The organism is Planctopirus sp. SH287 (assembly GCF_056500625.1).
In genome coordinates this window covers 3,439,524-3,456,075 of record NZ_CM151403.1, presented here as the reverse complement: position 1 = coordinate 3,456,075, position 16,552 = coordinate 3,439,524, and the positions used below count along the sequence as shown (strand labels likewise).

13 protein-coding genes and 5 tRNA genes are annotated in these 16,552 nt (G+C 51.3%); 16 read left to right on the top strand and 2 right to left on the bottom strand.

What is annotated here, in order from left to right; all coding sequences use genetic code 11:
- The 16 genes from SH287x_RS12790 to rpoB all read left to right on the top strand — a co-directional run bounded on the left by SH287x_RS12790 (position 1) and on the right by rpoB (position 14,345).
- The gene (locus tag SH287x_RS12790; RefSeq protein WP_479514699.1) at positions 1-462 is read left to right on the top strand and encodes a GNAT family N-acetyltransferase; all 462 of its coding nucleotides are present in this window, start codon (positions 1-3) and stop codon (positions 460-462) included.
- Positions 463-1,248: 786 nt separating this feature from the next.
- Entirely contained in the window at positions 1,249-2,916 is a 1,668-nt protein-coding gene (locus SH287x_RS12785; protein WP_479514698.1) for a sigma-70 family RNA polymerase sigma factor, read from the top strand.
- 507 nt (positions 2,917-3,423) lie between these two features.
- A tRNA-Thr gene (locus SH287x_RS12780) sits at positions 3,424-3,495 on the top strand.
- Positions 3,496-3,579: 84 nt separating this feature from the next.
- Positions 3,580-3,661 (top strand) — tRNA-Tyr (locus SH287x_RS12775).
- Between the two features lie 30 nt (positions 3,662-3,691).
- A tRNA-Gly gene (locus SH287x_RS12770) sits at positions 3,692-3,762 on the top strand.
- 196 nt (positions 3,763-3,958) lie between these two features.
- Positions 3,959-4,031, top strand: a tRNA-Thr gene (locus SH287x_RS12765).
- 236 nt (positions 4,032-4,267) lie between these two features.
- On the top strand, positions 4,268-5,464 hold the full coding sequence (tuf, locus tag SH287x_RS12760; protein ID WP_479514697.1) for an elongation factor Tu: 1,197 nt from the start codon (positions 4,268-4,270) through the stop codon (positions 5,462-5,464).
- Positions 5,465-5,643: 179 nt separating this feature from the next.
- Entirely contained in the window at positions 5,644-5,799 is a 156-nt protein-coding gene (gene rpmG, locus SH287x_RS12755) for a 50S ribosomal protein L33 (RefSeq protein WP_479514696.1), read from the top strand.
- 85 nt (positions 5,800-5,884) lie between these two features.
- A tRNA-Trp gene (locus SH287x_RS12750) sits at positions 5,885-5,957 on the top strand.
- Between the two features lie 178 nt (positions 5,958-6,135).
- A complete protein-coding gene (gene secE, locus SH287x_RS12745; RefSeq protein ID WP_479514695.1) occupies positions 6,136-6,564 on the top strand; it encodes a preprotein translocase subunit SecE in 429 nt (142 codons plus the stop codon).
- Positions 6,565-6,782: 218 nt separating this feature from the next.
- The gene (nusG, locus tag SH287x_RS12740; protein ID WP_479514694.1) at positions 6,783-7,388 is read left to right on the top strand and encodes a transcription termination/antitermination protein NusG; all 606 of its coding nucleotides are present in this window, start codon (positions 6,783-6,785) and stop codon (positions 7,386-7,388) included.
- 91 nt (positions 7,389-7,479) lie between these two features.
- Complete coding sequence (rplK, locus tag SH287x_RS12735) at positions 7,480-7,914, top strand: 50S ribosomal protein L11 (RefSeq protein ID WP_479514693.1); 435 nt, start codon at positions 7,480-7,482, stop codon at positions 7,912-7,914.
- A 95-nt stretch (positions 7,915-8,009) separates the two neighbouring features.
- Positions 8,010-8,717, top strand: a complete 708-nt coding sequence (gene rplA, locus SH287x_RS12730) for a 50S ribosomal protein L1 (RefSeq protein ID WP_479514692.1) — start codon at positions 8,010-8,012, stop codon at positions 8,715-8,717.
- Positions 8,718-8,908: 191 nt separating this feature from the next.
- The gene (gene rplJ, locus SH287x_RS12725) at positions 8,909-9,421 is read left to right on the top strand and encodes a 50S ribosomal protein L10 (RefSeq protein ID WP_479514691.1); all 513 of its coding nucleotides are present in this window, start codon (positions 8,909-8,911) and stop codon (positions 9,419-9,421) included.
- A gap of 192 nt (positions 9,422-9,613) precedes the next feature.
- Entirely contained in the window at positions 9,614-10,003 is a 390-nt protein-coding gene (gene rplL / locus SH287x_RS12720) for a 50S ribosomal protein L7/L12 (protein ID WP_479514690.1), read from the top strand.
- Positions 10,004-10,628: 625 nt separating this feature from the next.
- Entirely contained in the window at positions 10,629-14,345 is a 3,717-nt protein-coding gene (rpoB, locus tag SH287x_RS12715) for a DNA-directed RNA polymerase subunit beta (RefSeq protein WP_479514689.1), read from the top strand.
- Positions 14,346-14,576: 231 nt separating this feature from the next.
- Here rpoB and SH287x_RS12710 read toward each other — a convergent pair whose 3' ends face one another.
- Together SH287x_RS12710 and SH287x_RS12705 are read right to left on the bottom strand one after the other, a co-directional pair.
- Positions 14,577-15,755 carry a metallophosphoesterase gene (locus SH287x_RS12710; RefSeq protein WP_479514688.1) on the bottom strand — a complete coding sequence of 393 codons (1,179 nt, stop codon included), beginning with the start codon at positions 15,753-15,755 and terminating at the stop codon, positions 14,577-14,579.
- Between the two features lie 211 nt (positions 15,756-15,966).
- Entirely contained in the window at positions 15,967-16,479 is a 513-nt protein-coding gene (locus SH287x_RS12705; protein WP_479518706.1) for a glutathione peroxidase, read from the bottom strand.
- Positions 16,480-16,552: the final 73 nt, after the last annotated feature.

Here is a 16,552-nt window from a genome sequence, read left to right as displayed (position 1 = left end):
ATGAGTGACTCTTCGATTCCAGAAATGACCGTGCGACAGGCATTACGCGAAGATGTCCCTGCTCTGGCCGAATTTCTGGTGCCTTTTGTGGCCGTGGGACGGCTTCTTCCTCGAACCCATGACGAACTGGAAGTGCTCACCAGAAACGGTTTTATCGCTGAGATTTCCGGCCGCATCGTCGGCTTTGCGGCTCTGGAAATCTATTCTCCCAAGTTAGGCGAACTTCGCAGCCTCGCGGTCAGCCCGCTTTATCAGGGTCGAGGCGTCGGCAAAGCCATCGTGCAGGCCGTTGTTGACCGTGCCCGAGAGATGCACGTTTTTGAAGTCCTGGCCATCACGTCATCTGAAGAGTTCTTTCAAAAGTGCGGTTTCGATTTCACCCTTCCTGGTGAACGCAAAGCCCTTTTCTACCAGACGCGCCCCGCTTACAACGCGCCTGCTGGTGAGGTCTTGTCTGATTAATACACATTCCCATTTGAAATATCGCTCTGTCTGCCATTCCTGCTGCTTTGCGCAATCATGTTGATGCAATCGTCAACGCGCCATTTCAAGTTGCGATTCGTATCAAACCCTGATCTCGCCGCAAACGTCACCTGACGCCTCGTCCTGCTGACAATTTCTACAGCACGATTCTGAAGCCGGCCGTTTTCATGGGCGAAAGCATTCATGGACGCCCGCATTCGTTGATGAACCCGAACCCACTGCGATCTCCCAGTGTCATTGGAATCTTGGAGTCTTGGGATCCAGCGTCATTGGGAAGAAAGGTCGCACTTTCGGAAAATGAAGCCACGTGCCATCAAAAGCAGGGCGGCCAATCATTTTTCTTGCCCGTTCGACCAGAAAATGAAGTTCCGAGAAAGATGATCCACAATTGATCGGTATTCGTTCGTAGTAATGGCGGTGAACATCCTTCTAAAGCCTGCGTGGCTTTGAGTTCAGGGGACAAGTGTCAAATCGGCGTTTGACTCAACAATCAAAGTGACAGGTTTCTCAAGAATGGCCTGAGATCTGCTCTTGACGAACAAGGAACGATAATCGCCGCTTTCTGCGACGTGTGCGATTCAGTCGACTCAAAATAACACAGCAAAATCAGGTGTACTGAGGCCGAATGCTTGCGGGAGGGAAAGCACACGAACCGACGCGCAGCAGATGCAGGTGAGAACCGCAGATTTACTGAAATCGTGAAACTTCTGAAATTGTCATCGGGACATTTTTGAGCGTGGCCAGCCAATAGAGAAAGGGCCGATCATGTCGAATTACCGTCACCCGGCCTTACGTTTATTGGCCGAACAGCAAATGAGATACTCGCCTCGGGATGTGCGCCTTTTACAGGTCGATCGTGCCGAACAGTTGGCACAACGTATCGATTTGAAAGAGGAATATCCCTGGCAGAAAATCTGTCAGGAAGTGACTTCTTATCGTCCAGACTCTTACCCCAATCTTCAGATTCCGGGCGGAGACCTGGTGCACGATCTGCGAGTTTTTATTGAGGATCTGTCGGAATCCGTAGAGCTTCGACCCGAGCAGGTTGATGAAGAAGTTCTGACGGTGGATGACGTGAGCCGCCAGTACCACGTCAGCACCAAAACCGTTGACCGCTGGCGTGACCGAGGGTTGATCAGCCGTAAGTTTTTATATGGAGGACGCAAACGCGTGGCGTTTTTGCGTTCATCGGTTGATCGGTTTGTCGAAGCCAACCACGACGACATTGAGCGTGGCTCCAGCTTCCGTCAGGTCTCTGACGAAGAGCGTCGCAAGATTCTTGCTCGTGCTCGTCGGTTGGCCCGCTTTGGTGCCGGCCCGACAGAAATCAACAAGCGTCTCGCAAGGCGTTTTCGTCGATCTCCAGAAACGATTCGTCTGATGCTTAAAGAATTTGATCGGGAACAACCCGCGATTGCTCTCTTCCCCGATGCCACCGAGGTGTTGTCGCTTGAGGAACGTGAGGACATCTTTTCGGCCTACCATCGTGGTGTGGCCATAGAGGATCTTGCCGTTCGTTTCAAACGGACAAAATCCAGCTTGTACCGCACGATTGCTGAGGTTCGCGCCCGGCATCTGATGGATCTGTCCATTGAGTTCATGGACTCTCCCGAGTTCCACACAGCATCGGGCCGAACGGCGATTGAGAACGAAACATCTCCACCAACGACCAGTTATGGCATCACCAAGCCACCTCCAGGGTTGCCGCCATATCTGGCAAGCTTGTACTCAACCCCGCTTCTCTCACGGGAACAGGAGGCTCACTATTTCCGGAAGCTCAACTTCCTGAAGTCCGAAGCCGTCAGGATCAGGGGCGATTTGTCTCTCTCGCAGCCCCGGGTCAAGTTAATGGATGAAATTCAGTCGCTTTTAGAGAAGGCGACCGAAATCAAAAACTTTTTAATTCGCTGTAACTTGAGGTTGGTGGTCTCCATCGCCAAAAAACATACACACCCGTCGGTCAATTTCTTTGAAATGATCAGCGATGGAAATATGTCGCTCATCAAAGCCATCGAGAAGTTTGACTACACTCGCGGGTTCAAATTCTCCACGTACGCCTCATGGGCCATCATGAAGAACTTTGCCCGTTCCATCCCCGCAGAAAACACGCGCCTTGATCGATTCCGCACAGGAAGCGAAGAGGTCTTTACACAGTCCATGGACCCTCGAACCGATCAGTTTCGCGATGAAATCACGAATCATCGGCAACATGAGGCATTGATGGAAATCCTCTGCCAGCTCGACACGCGCGAACGAGACATCATCGTTCACCGCTACGGATTAGGCTTGCAGCAGCAACCGCAGACACTCGAACAGGTCGGACATCGCTTTGGAGTCACAAAAGAGCGCATCCGCCAGATTGAAGCACGCGCTCTCAAGAAGCTCAAAAAGATTGCCACCGACGAACATCTGGACATCCCAGGGATAGAGTAGCCTTCGACCGCAATCTGGCATGGGATAGATAGCGTCACCCACCCGAGTCGCAGCAATTCGCCAAAAGCAGGTGCACTTGAGAAATCAGTGCGAACCTGCTTTTGGTGTTTTTGTGTCTACAACCCACGGACGGCTGAACCTACAACCCACGGACGGCTGAACAGAGTGCCGCGACAAGCGGAACTGTTGTTGAGAATTCAGGGTGTGGCAAGCCGCCGAACCCAATTGACTGTACATAACAACCGGTATTACACCAGGGCAAGCCCGTCCGATGAGCCTTCTTGCTCCAAATCTTCAGCAAGCGAATACCCGCTGTTCGCATAACATGTTTCCCAGTAGCAGATTATGCCGTTTTCCTCGAAAATGCGTCTACCTTGCAGCGATCAATCTGGCTGCTATACTCTCGCTCCAGTTTTCAGAACTAATCACACGGTCAACGATGATTAATTTTGCTGAAAACTCATGCGGCGGATCTGTATCAAAACAGCCAAAGCATTTTTTGTATTGGCTGGTGTAGCTCAACGGCAGAGCTCCTGTTTTGTAAACAGGGGGTTGTGGGTTCGAATCCCTCCGCCAGCTTTGTTATTTTTTAATTCCAACCGAGCGAAATATCTCGCCTGGTTGAAAGTTCTAAGTAACTGTGTTATCGAAAGTTAAATGAGCGGCGGAATTCCCGAGCGGTCAAAGGGGCCAGACTGTAAATCTGGTGGCTCTGCCTTCGCAGGTTCGAATCCTGCTTCCGCCATTTACTGAAGAGTGTTCGCAAAAATCTGACGCGGGTGTAGCTCAATGGTAGAGCTCCAGCCTTCCAAGCTGGTGGTGAGGGTTCGATTCCCTTCACCCGCTTTCTGCTAAGAGTCTTGATCTCGTCCTTTATCAGGTCATCTGCGCGGCTTGCTGGCAATCCTTGCCACAACCACAACAGATGATTTAATGGCCGGGAAACCGTGGGAACACTGGTTCGGTTGACAACGCAGAGAATTCGGGTCATCGTCTTAAAGCTGTTCCGGCATACGGGCGGCATAAATTCCATGTTTCGCTTGCTGCCGTAGCTCAGTTGGTAGAGTGCGTCCTTGGTAAGGACGAGGTCGTGGGTTCGAATCCCACCGGTAGCTCTTGGTAAAAGTTGAGATTATAGCTGTTCTGCAAAAACCAGCAGAGCCGCCATGAACTCAACAAAGAGAAAAAAGCCTTCAGAAAGCTTTCAATCTCGATGAGACAACGCGAGTGACGTGGGGGCCGTCGTGGTTCCCATAGGTATTGTCGTCCTTAAGTTCTGTCGTCCCCAGTTTGATGCACAGGCGGAAAGTTCCGCTGGTCGACAAACGGCAACAAAGAAGGTTTCGGAGAAATGGCGAAGGAAGTTTTTCAGCGGACAAAGCCCCACGTCAACGTCGGTACAATTGGCCACATTGACCATGGCAAGACCACAACAACGGCAGCCATTCTCGCCGTGCAGACAGCCAAAGGGCTGGCTAAGTTCAAGAGCTATTCGGATATCGCCAAGGGCGGTACCGTTCGCGACGAAACCAAGACCGTGACCATCGCCGTTTCGCACGTCGAGTACGAAACCGCCACACGCCATTACGCTCACATCGATTGTCCGGGCCACGCTGACTATATCAAGAACATGATCACCGGTGCTGCCCAGATGGACGGCGCGATCCTTGTGGTCTCCGCCGCTGACGGCCCAATGCCTCAGACCCGTGAACACATCCTTCTGGCTCGCCAGGTGGACGTCCCGGCTCTGGTCGTCTTCCTCAACAAGTGCGACCTTGTCGACGATGAAGAACTGCTCGAACTCGTCGAGATGGAAGTCCGTGAACTTCTCACAAAGTACGACTTCCCAGGCGATGACATTCAAATCGTTCGTGGAAACGCCAAGGGTGCCCTCGACAACCCAGCTGACCCTAAGTTCAACAAGTGCATCGGCGACCTGATGGACGCCCTCGATGCCAACGTTCCTGAACCGGAACGTGCCGTTGACAAGCCAATGCTCATGTCGATCGAAGACGTTTTCTCGATCGAAGGTCGTGGCACTGTGGTGACTGGCCGTATCGAGCAAGGCATCCTCAAGGTTGGCGATAAGGTACAGATCATCGGTCTGAAGGACACCATTGAGTCCGTTTGCACCGGTGTTGAAATGTTCCAGAAGACTCTCGATGAAGGTCGCGCTGGCGACAACGTCGGTGTCCTCATCCGCGGTATCAAGAAGGAAGACGTGCAGCGCGGCCAGGTTCTGGCCAAGCCAGGCTCGATCCAGCCGCACACCAAGTTTGAATGTCAGGTTTACGTGCTGAGCAAAGAAGAAGGTGGCCGCCATACCCCGTTCTTCAACGGCTACAAGCCACAGTTCTACTTCCGCACAACCGACGTCACCGGCGGTTCAAAGCTCCTCGATGGTGCTGAAATGTGCATGCCTGGCGATAACGTCAAGATGGAAGTCGAACTCCTCAAGCCAATCGCGATGACCGAAAACGTCCGTTTTGCTATCCGTGAAGGTGGCAAGACTGTCGGTTCGGGTGTTGTGACCAAGATTCTTGCTTAGTCCTTTCATCAACAGATTCTGTTGATATGCAAGATCAACTGATTATGTCAGTGATGCCCCGCAGTTGAAAAACTGCGGGGTTGTTTTCACAAAATCATCTTTCATGGTAGCTGGTCTTCTGACTCAGAAGGTCACTCCCACAGTCATTTGTTTCGCAATGTGGATCGGAAGAGGCAATCATGGCTCGCGAGTTTGTGTGGCTCGAATGCACGGAAACTGGACAGCGTAACTACCGTGTTTCAAAAGAAACTCGCGGAACAGAGCGCCTCGAACTCAAAAAATACTGCCCGCTCCTCCGCAAGCACACGCTTCACAAAGAATCGCGAAAGAAGTAAAGACCCTAAACCGCAGGATTGCCAAATCACGGTTTCTCGGTGTTGACTTGCCGGATAAACATCCCGCGTTTCGCGATTAGATCCTACGGGTGTAGCTCAATTGGCAGAGCAGCGGATTCCAAATCCGCAGGTTGGGGGTTCGAGTCCCTCCGCCCGTGCTGTCTTTAGTGTCTGCCTGAAATAACGATCAGCTGTTTTCTATCATCAGTTCAGTGGCAAGAGTGACCTCAGGCAGATGTCGTCTCACAAGGGTGATGTAACCCGCGGGTTGATCTCCTGTGATGTTTTTCTGGCAATAGTTGCTTTCAATCGCTTGTTTTATGTGACTGGATCCCAATGGCGAATGCAGCCACAGCCACGGTTTGGCGCTCCATAACTTCTTCGGTACCTTACAAGCGTAATCAAGGGCGACTCGTTCGCTACTTGACGGCTTCTGCTATTATTCTGGCAGTATTGCTCGGCTGCTGGACGCTATCGATGCGCCTGCTCGGTGATTTTGACCCGGCGATTCGCCTGGGGATTCCTACCGTATTAGCCGCTATCGGCGCCTGGTGCGGTTGGCGACTCGTTCACTATCCCCAGTTTGCTGATTTCCTCATTGAAGTCGAATCAGAAATGGCCCGAGTCAGCTGGCCCGAGCGACCAGAGTTAATGAGAGCGACTGGTGTTGTTTTATTTGTGACAATTAGCTTAAGCCTCGTTTTGTTTGGTTTTGATTTGTTCTGGCAATGGATTCTCCGCCTTCTTGGCGTTTTGCAGTTTTAGGTAAATCTCACAGTATCCATTAAGTCGTGCAGTTTCATACGATTGCACCGATAATGAAGAAAGTCGATCTCCGCCAACAGTTGCAAAAACGTCCCATGGTTGTCATGATCCTTCGCTCTGCTGATGGTTAAGACGAACTTCCATGGCTTATTTTTTCTGCCACTGTTTTCGTTTGCTCGTCAGCAAGAGTCGCTTTGGTTAGTCATAAGAGGTTAGTCATGACGATGGATTCGCATTCAGCTCAGGATATCACCGAGGGAGGCACCTCGGAGTCCAGTGCTGATGCGTCACCCAAGTTGTGGTATGTGCTGAAAATCACAAGCAACCGAGAAAAATCAATTCGCGACAATCTTCTCCGTCGGATTCGTCAAGAAGGACTGGAAGAGTTCTTCGGGGAAATTCTGATTCCCACCGAGAAGGTTGTTGAGAACAAGAATGGCAAGAAAAAAGTCGTTGAATACAAGCTCTATCCGGGTTACCTGATGGTGCAAATGGTTCTCAACGATGACACCTGGTATGTAGTTCGAACAACGGGTGGTGTTGGTGATTTTACCGGATCGGCCGGCAAGCCAACCCCCATGCAAGATCACGAAATTGCTCGAATGCTGCAAAAGCAGGAGCAAAAACAGGAAACTCCTTCGCCTTCAGTAAAGATTGAATTTACTGTCGGAGAAATCGTTAAGATTAAAGAAGGAACTTTTGAAGGCTTTGAAGGCCCGATTGATTCCATTGATGAGACGAACGGGAAAGTCAACGTCCTCGTTGAAATTTTCGGCAGGTCGACTCCTGTGGAACTTGAATACTGGCAGGCAGAGCGTCCTTGATTTGATGAAAATTGTCTCGCTATTTGAACACTGTGGATCTCCGTCGCAGTGTTGTTCTGATTGACACGGCATTCGTTGAAGCTGAAGAGATATGGCCAAGAAAGAAGCAAAGATCAAGGCTCAGGTTAAGGTTCAGATTCCAGGGGGGAAGGCTACGCCTGCACCTCCTGTGGGTACTGCCCTGGGCCCTCATGGTGTCAATCTTGGTCAGTTCGTGACCCAGTTTAACGATCGTACAAAAGAGCTGAACGGGATGATCGTTCCCGTTGTTATTACAATTTATGATGACCGTACTTTTAAGTTCGAGTTGAAAAGCCCCCCTGCTTCCGTACTCCTGAAGCAGGCAGCATCAATTGCCAAGGGTGCCAGCAAGCATCGTTCTGAAAAAGTTGGTTCGGTCACCAAAGCCCAGTTGGCTGAAATTGCCAAGACCAAGATGGCCGACCTCAACGCAAGTGACCTTGATGCTGCCGTCCGCATTATCGCGGGTACTGCTCGCAGTGTCGGTCTGGAAGTTGTTGAGTAAATAAGTTTTTACCTGATTGTTTGTTATTAGTGCATTATCTCGCGATTGACTCGGTCTTCTGATTCATTCGGATTCCGGGAAGCGAAAGGCAAATCATGGCACATGTTTCCAAGCGTATGAAGTATCTTGGCGAAGTCGCGTCCAAGGTGGGTGTTCTGGATCTTCCACAGGCTGTCAATGCTCTTAAAGGGCTTGAAGCTAAGCTGCCCAAGGGAATCGCTCCTTGCAAGTTTGATCAGACTGTGACGATCTCCATTCGTCTGGGTGTTGATCCACGGCAAGCTGATCAAATCGTTCGCGGTTCGATCGTTTTCCCTCACGGTATTGGCAAATCCAAGCGAGTTTTGGTCTTTGCCCAGGGTGACAATATCCGCGTCGCTCAAGAAGCTGGCGCCGAATTCGCCGGTGGTAAAGAACTGGCTGATAAGATTAAAGAAGGCTGGGTTGATTTCGACGTCGCCATCGCTACTCCTGACATGATGGGTGTAGTGGGACCTCTTGGTCGTGTCCTTGGTCCTCGTGGTTTGATGCCATCTCCGCGAGCCGGTACTGTAACGGCTGATGTCGCTGCTGCTGTCAAAGAATACCGCGCTGGTAAAGTCGAATTCCGTGTCGACGACGGTGGAAATGTCCACTGTGTTGTTGGCAAAATGAGTTTTGGCGAACAGCAGCTGACTGAAAATATTGAAGCGTTTCTTAAATACATTCGCTCACTCAAGCCCTCGACCTCCAAGGGCCAGTACATTCGCAATGTCGTGATTGTTGGTAGTATGACTCCCGCAGTGTATGTTACTGCGATCTAGTTGCCCTCACATCAATGCCATTAAATAGACACTGTGATCCGTATCACGACTGTTTTCAGCATCTGGTGCTTATAAGAACGATTGTTTAAAAGACCGGATTTCTGAGTTAACTGAATTGTTCCAGGTTTTGCTGATTGCCGCCGTTTGAATGATTATTTTGGATGGCTTGGCTTGATCTAAGTTGAGATATTATGAGCAAGCTCGTAAAAAAAATGATGATTGAAGATATTCGCACAGCCGTGGGCGAACATCGCGATCTGCTCGTTGTTGATGCGTCTAAAGTTGACGCTGTCACAGCAAACAAGTGGCGACTGCTCATGCAGTCCAAGAAGATTTCCGTCCTGGGTGTGCGAAATTCAGTGGCCCGTGCTGCTTTGAGAGAAGCAGGCATTGATCTGGGTGACTCACTGAAGGGCCCCTCCACCATTGTTTGGGGTGGTGAGGATATCGTTGCTTTAGCTCGCGATATTGTTGCCTCTCTAAAAGATTGCAAAAATCTTGCCGTTAAGGGTGGTACGCTCAGCGGAACAATTCTTAACGCGGAAGATGTCGACAAGCTCAGCAAGAGTCCTGGCCGCAAGGAAGTCCTGGGTCAGCTCATGGGCCTGATTCTTTCTCCTGGTGCTCAAATCGCCGGTGCTCTTCTTGGGGCAGGTGGAATCGTGGCAGGGCAAGTTAAGAGCATTGCCGACAAGACGGAGTAGGTTTCTCCTGATGAGTTGCTGATCGATTCGGCTCTACTCAAAGATATTTAGCGTTTATTTGCCGCAAGGCAATTAGCAATAGTTTTTGATTTCTGTGATTCGTGAAATACGATAGGCGGAAGCTTCTGCCGACTTGAATATTTCTCGAGTAAATTTGATTTGGTAAGTGCGATCTACGAAAGGGTCGGGCAGATGGCTGATTTTGACGCTTCAACAACTGAACTGGGTGACAAGATTGTTGCCCTTACTCTTCTCCAGGCCAAAGCTCTGGCTGACTACCTCGAGCAAGTTCATGGCATTAAGCCAGCTGGTGGTGCTGTGGTGGCCATGGCTGCCGGCCCAGCAGCTCCTGCTGCTGCCGTTGAAGAGAAGACTGAATTTGATGTGATCCTCACCGGTTTTGGTGACAATAAGCTGAGCGTGATCAAGGTTGTTCGCACAGCCACGGGCCTCGGCCTTAAGGAAGCTAAGGACCTCGTCGAAGGAGCTCCTAAGCCCATCAAGACCGCTGTTTCCAAGGAAGATGCTGACAAGCTTAAGAAAGAACTCGAAGCTGCTGGTGCAACTGCTGAAGTCAAGTAATTGCCTTCAGAGAGATCTGTACGCCTTCTCGTCTGGTGGCGTTCGCCCTGTCGGGTTAATGTTTTCCGACTTGTGTCGGCGGCATAGAAGCGATCTCTCCTGTTTGTTCTAGTATTTCATGGCTCATTGAAGGTTTCACTTTTTCTGTGCCATCTAAAATGAAGTCAGTTTGCCAGGCTCGACCCTTTGGCTGACATCTTAACTTGCAGCGATGGTTTATAGACTGTCGCTGCAAGTTTCGTTTCCTGCCATCCAAGGTTTTGATCACTTGTACTTGTTGTTTTATGAATCTCCTCGATTCATATTCCTTCATGCTTTTGAGTAGCTGGCGGTTTGACTCATCAGTGTTTTCTTGTGAAGACCTCTTGACAGTTGCGGTTATTTGCTGGCGTGTTATTCTGGCAGGGTGACAAAGGTTCTTGCGCGCGCCATGCGGCCGTTTTTGTCCTTTGCCTTATGAGTCACTGCTCGATTGCTGCCAAATCCCAATGTTCGCGCAATTGATTCCGTTCATAGTCGACTGTGTTTGTTGAATTTTGGTTGACCCTGCTTTTGTCGATGGTTCTGACAAGCTTCAGCTTTGCTCATCAGAACATTGCATTTCAGTTGTTACAGGAAGCCTCGCATGCCCAATCCAGCTCAGCGTGTAATCGAGACCCGCGAAACACGTCATTTCGGTTCAATCCGAGGCGAGTTTGCCATCTCCGAGCTGACGCAGATTCAAACGGTTTCTTATCATCGTTTTCTCCAGTTGGAGAGCGAGCCACGAGAGCGGGCTGATGACGGTATCGAAGCCATCCTTCGCGAAGTCTTCCCGATCGAAAGTTATGACGAAAAGTATCGCCTTGAGTACATTAAGTATGAACTCGGCAAGCCGCGATACACACCCTTGGAATGCCGTCAGCTTCGCCTGACCTATGGTCGTCCCTTCCGTGTTTGGCTGCGTCTGATGAAAGAGCAGCCACTCGAAGAAGAGGTCTATCTGGGTGACCTTCCAATTATGATCGGCGGTGGTGAGTTCATCATCAACGGTTCCGAGCGAGTGGTTGTCAGCCAGTTGCACCGCTCTCCTGGTGTTGACTTTGTGATGTCCGCTGAGCCAGGTGAAAAGAAGACCTTTTCCTGCCGTGTGATTCCGGAACGTGGCAGCTGGATCGAACTGAACATCGGTAAGCGCGATACGTTAAATGTTCGTATCGATCAGTCTGGCAAATTTAGCGCTATGACTTTTCTGCGGGCGATGGATCCCGCTTACGGTCGCACCAGTGATCTGGTGAAGCTGTTTCATAACGTGGTGACGCTCAACGTTGCTGATGCTCAGTTTATCGAGCACGCCTCTGGTAAGCATGCTGCTGATGACATTGTCTACCCGGGCGGACACGAGCGGGTTGGCGAGATTATCTGTGAAGCCTGCCATGTGATCACCAAGAGCCTTGCCGAAGAAATTTCCGGCTCAGGTATCAAATCCATCTCGATCGCCGAGAAGTCTGATGACCCGATGATCATGGATAGTCTGGTCGAAGATTCGACTTACAGCCATGAAGATGCGCTGCTCCGAATTTACCAGCGTTTACGTCCCGGCAACCCGCCACAATTGGAAAAAGCCATTGAACTTTTCAAAGAGAAGTTCTTTGACGTCAATCGCTACCGAATTGGTCGCGTGGGTCGTTTCCGTGTTAACCGCAAATTTGATCAGGACGTCCCCGACACCGAGATGACCCTCCGTCCCGAGGACATCATCAACTCGATCCGTTACATGATGAAGCTTCGCTCCGGTGATGCGACAGCACATGTGGATGATATCGATAACCTGGGGAACCGCCGTCTTCGTACCATTGAGGAACTGGCTCAGGAAGAACTCCGCAAGGGTTTCCTGAAACTGCGCCGAACAGTTCAGGAGCGGATGAGCCTCAAGGATGTGGAGGAAATGTCACCACGTTCTTTGATTAACCCCAAGAGTGTTTCCGCAGCGATTGATTTCTTTTTCGGCCGCGGCGAACTCTCCCAGGTGGTTGATCAGACCAATCCTCTGGCAACGTTGACTCATGAACGCCGTTTGAGTGCGCTCGGGCCTGGTGGTCTGAACCGCAAGCGAGCTGGCTTTGAAGTTCGCGACGTTCATATTTCGCACTACGGACGCATCTGCCCGATTGAGACCCCCGAAGGTACCAACATCGGTCTGATTTCGAGTTTAAGTATTTTCGCAAAGGTCGACGATTACGGCTTCCTGATCACCCCTTATCGCAAGGTGGTTGATAAGAAAGTGACAGAGGAAATTGTCTGGCTGCGTGCTGATGAAGAATCCCACGTTTACATTGCACCAGCCGATACGCCAGTGGCTGATGACAGAATGCGCGATGAGCGCGTGATGTGCCGTCACCATAACGACTTCCTCTGGCTCCCCGCTTCTCAGGTCAATTACATCGATGTCGCACCCTGCCAGATGGTGGGTGTCTCAGCCGGTTTGATTCCCTTCCTTGAGCACGACGATGCCAACCGCGCGCTCATGGGATCTAACATGCAACGACAGGGTGTGCCTCTGCTGATTGCAGAACCACCTCTTGTTGGTACCGGCCTGGAAGGGCCTGTTGCTGAAAACAGCGGCATGGTGCTCCGCGCCGAGAAATCCGGCAAAGTGACCTATGTCGATGGTGACTGGATCGAAATTGACGGCAAACGAACAGCCCTTCGCAAATACACCGGACTTAACGAACGAACCTGCCTCAATCAGACTCCAGTCGTTTCGGTCGGCCAGAAGGTCAAAGAAGGCGAAATCCTTGTCGACAGTGCCGCTGTCGCCGATGGTGAACTGGCTCTCGGACGTAACGTGCTTGTCGCGTTCATGTCGTGGGAAGGCTTCAACTTTGAAGATGCGATCATCCTCTCTGAGCGATTGGTCAAAGAAGACGTTTACACGTCGATCCACATTGACGAGTTTGATGTCGAAGTTCGTGAAACCAAGCTGGGGCGCGAAGAGTTTACTCGCGATATCCCTAACGTCAGCGACAAAGCCCTGCGTCACCTTGATGATGATGGCGTGATTCATGTGGGCACTCGCGTTGAGCCTGGCGACATTCTCGTCGGCAAGGTTTCACCAAAGGCCAAGACGGAACTGACACCAGAAGAAAAACTGCTCCACGCGATTTTTGGTCGTGCGGGGGAAGACGTGAAAAACGAATCGCTGGAAGTTCCCAGCGGTGTCGAAGGGATCGTCATTCATACCGAGAAGTTCTCTCGCCGGATGAGCCTGTCGGAGTCAGACCGTAAGAAGTTTGAAACCGACCTGAAGCGCGTAGAAGAGACCGGTAACGATCTGATTGCAGCCGCGTTCAAGACATTCCTGACTCACTTTGAAGTTCCTCTCGAGAAGAAACTTCAGGATGACGACGGACGTGACCTGGGGCGTCTGGACGATGCCAAGTTCTTGGCGGGTTATGCTGAAACATTCATGCACCGCTTCGAGACTATTGATCTCCGCAGCCCACAGAAGAAGGCTGATTGCAAGAAAGTCATCAAGGAGCACTGGGGCCCGGTCGAAGAAGCGATCGACGATCGTGACCGCAAGCTGAACACCATGAAGCGTGGCGATGAGTTGCCAAGCGGCGTGCTGCAGATGGTGAAGGTTTACGTGGCCCAGAAACGTCAGATTTCGGTCGGTGATAAAATGGCCGGCCGCCACGGAAACAAAGGGGTGATCTCCAAGGTGCTGCCGATCGAGGACATGCCGTTCCTCGCCGATGGGACACCCGTTGATATCATCCTGAACCCACTGGGCGTTCCGAGCCGTATGAACGTGGGCCAGATTCTGGAAACTCACCTGGGTTGGGCAGCGGCCAAGCTTGGCTTCCGTGCCAAATGCCCCGTGTTTGACGGCCCGCTCGAAGAGACCATCCGCGATCTGCTGATTCAGGCTGGCTTGCCAGAAGATGGTAAGGCTCAGTTGCATGATGGTCGTACGGGAGAACCGTTCGAGCAGAAGACCACAGTCGGCTACATCTACATGTTGAAGCTGCATCACCTGGTTGAAGACAAGGTGCATGCACGAGCCACTGGCCCATACTCGCTGATTACACAGCAACCATTGGGCGGTAAGGCCCGTTTCGGTGGCCAGCGATTTGGTGAGATGGAAGTGTGGGCTTTGGAAGCTTACGGTGCTGCTTACATTCTTCAGGAACTTCTCACCGTGAAGAGCGATGATGTGGAAGGCCGGACGAAGATTTACGAATCGATGGTCAAGGGTGAGAACACTCTCGAGGCCGGCACACCTGCCAGCTTTGAAGTGTTGAACAATGAAATCCGCGGCCTTTGCCTCAACATGCAATTGGAAAAGAGCCTGACCTAAGGCCTTTCAGCGCAGTGTCACTGCATGTCGGTGACCTGATGAAAACTCGAAAGCTGAGGGAGAGATGTGACATGTCTCTCCCTCAACTTTTTTATCGCGCTAAATGCGTGTTATACGGATTTCAATTTGAAGTAACGCTCTGTGTGCGATGCCTGCAACTTCGCACACAGCATGTTTTGAGGTCATCAACGCGCAAGCGGAAGAAGGATTTGAGAGTTTCCGGACAGGCTCTTAATGCGAAGCTTCTGCGGTGGATGTGTTAGCCATCTCAATCCGTGGGCTGCTTTTCAAAACAAATCGTGTGATTTCAGGCGGACAGCCAAACCTGATCCGATCTTTTCCTGAAATGCCTCGTGAGACATGCAGATACATCTGCTGCAACTGATAGAGGCCGCCCGCATACCGAACACCATAAACGCTCGGGGCAAAGACCGGGCCAAGAATGGGCAATCGCACCTGGCCTCCATGCGTATGTCCCGCCAGCATGAGTCCCACCTGATTCTTTTGTGCCCAGGGCCAGACATCGGGAGAATGAGATGCCAGAATCCGAAATCGGCCTTCGGGAATGGCCGCCAAAGGTGGCAATGTCCCCATCCACGGAAACTCTGTTCCAGAAATGACAATCTCGCCGCTAGGGTCGCGCAGTGGGAGCACGCGACTGGCAAGGTCAATCCACCCGGCATCTTCCAATACGATACGGGCTTGTACGGTATCAGCATACCAATCGTGATTGCCAAGGATGAAATAGCAACCCAGAGGCGCATGCAGCGCTCCGAATAATTCCGGAACCCACTTCAAACACTCGGGATCATCATGCAAGTCACCGGTGAAGACAAAAACGTCTGGACGCAGACGAGCAAGTTCTTCAAAGACCCCTCGAAAGTAATCCAGCGGCATTCCTCCGCGGAAATGGACGTCCGAAAAATGGACAATCGATAGCCCACTGGCAGCTGCCGGCAAACCTTCACATCGCAACGAACGCTGAGCCACCTCCAGCATCAGTGACTCATTTCCTGGCAATCGCAGCCAGCGAGAGGCCTCGGGGTGTCCCTGCAACGCCTCTTTCCATGAGACGCGACTGAAATATCTTTCTTCGTCAAAATCCTGCCGACTGATGATCTGCCATTGGATGGCATCACTGAGCCACCAGCCGCAAAGAAGCAGGCCCAGGGAAAGATAGCCAATTTCCAGAATAGAGGGAGTCACAGGTTCCAGTGCCAGACAGCGAATTGCGAAAGCCGCACATCCCACCAGCACAATGATTCCCGCGCAGGCAAATAGCGTCAGATGGATGAAACGGGTCAATCGCTGGGAAAAAGGTTTGGCCGAGAGATGATTAATCGAAGCCACGATCGGCCTCTGCCAACCCAAAGTGGCGAAGACCCATCCCATGAGCAACAGAGTGTGCATACGTTGCCCGATCCAATACTTTCAACGAGCCTGCCAGCTCCGTGCAGGTGAACTCGCTATCGATAGCTGTCCAGCATTTCGTGATAAACGCCATGAATCAAGTGGAAATCAGACCGCTCGAAGGAATTTCGAGCGGGAATCGCCTCTTTCCATTATGTCGCTGATGACTATTTACAATCACCAGCTATATCAACATATCCGAAAGTGCTAACTATTTTTTAGCGAGTTCAGCCTCAATAGCGGCAACCAGTTCTTTGGAGTCAGGTTTGACTCCTGATTTGTAGCGACCAATGACTTTCCCCTCACGGGAGACAAGAAACTTCTCAAAATTCCAGCCAATGTCCCCTGTCCCGTTAGGACTTTGGGCCTTCAGGTCAACGTACAGCGGCGAGGCTTTCGGGCCATTGACATCGGTTTTGGCCAGCAAATCGAAGGTCACACCATACTTGTTGGAACAGAAGGTCTGGATTTCATCAGCCGAACCGGGTTCCTGCCCACCGAACTGGTTGCAGGGGACACCCACGACTTCCAGCCCCTGATCTTTGTACTTCTCAGAGATGGCCTGAAGTGGCTTGTACTGGCCTGTATAACCACAGGCACTCGCCACGTTCACGAACAACACCACCTTGCCCTGATACTTGGAGAGTTCGACCGGGTCGCCGGTAATGGTATTCACTTTGTGCTTATAAATAGAACTTGCCTGATCGGCAGCAAATGTGGACATCGCGCCCTCCTTCTCACTCAGTCCTGCCACGAGAGCAGTCATCACAAAGAAAAAACCCAAGCCGGTATTGACC

Excerpts from the sequence above, each read along its gene's own strand:
- SH287x_RS12790 (WP_479514699.1), top strand. The coding sequence starts at position 1 with ATGAGTGACTCTTCGATTCCAGAAATGACCGTGCGACAGGCATTACGC.
- SH287x_RS12785 (WP_479514698.1), top strand. The coding sequence starts at position 1,249 with ATGTCGAATTACCGTCACCCGGCCTTACGTTTATTGGCCGAACAGCAA.
- tuf (WP_479514697.1), top strand. The coding sequence starts at position 4,268 with ATGGCGAAGGAAGTTTTTCAGCGGACAAAGCCCCACGTCAACGTCGGT.
- rpmG (WP_479514696.1), top strand. The coding sequence starts at position 5,644 with ATGGCTCGCGAGTTTGTGTGGCTCGAATGCACGGAAACTGGACAGCGT.
- secE (WP_479514695.1), top strand. The coding sequence starts at position 6,136 with ATGGCGAATGCAGCCACAGCCACGGTTTGGCGCTCCATAACTTCTTCG.
- nusG (WP_479514694.1), top strand. The coding sequence starts at position 6,783 with ATGACGATGGATTCGCATTCAGCTCAGGATATCACCGAGGGAGGCACC.
- rplK (WP_479514693.1), top strand. The coding sequence starts at position 7,480 with ATGGCCAAGAAAGAAGCAAAGATCAAGGCTCAGGTTAAGGTTCAGATT.
- rplA (WP_479514692.1), top strand. The coding sequence starts at position 8,010 with ATGGCACATGTTTCCAAGCGTATGAAGTATCTTGGCGAAGTCGCGTCC.
- rplJ (WP_479514691.1), top strand. The coding sequence starts at position 8,909 with ATGAGCAAGCTCGTAAAAAAAATGATGATTGAAGATATTCGCACAGCC.
- rplL (WP_479514690.1), top strand. The coding sequence starts at position 9,614 with ATGGCTGATTTTGACGCTTCAACAACTGAACTGGGTGACAAGATTGTT.
- rpoB (WP_479514689.1), top strand. The coding sequence starts at position 10,629 with ATGCCCAATCCAGCTCAGCGTGTAATCGAGACCCGCGAAACACGTCAT.
- SH287x_RS12710 (WP_479514688.1), bottom strand. The coding sequence starts at position 15,755 with ATGCACACTCTGTTGCTCATGGGATGGGTCTTCGCCACTTTGGGTTGG.
- SH287x_RS12705 (WP_479518706.1), bottom strand. The coding sequence starts at position 16,479 with ATGTCCACATTTGCTGCCGATCAGGCAAGTTCTATTTATAAGCACAAA.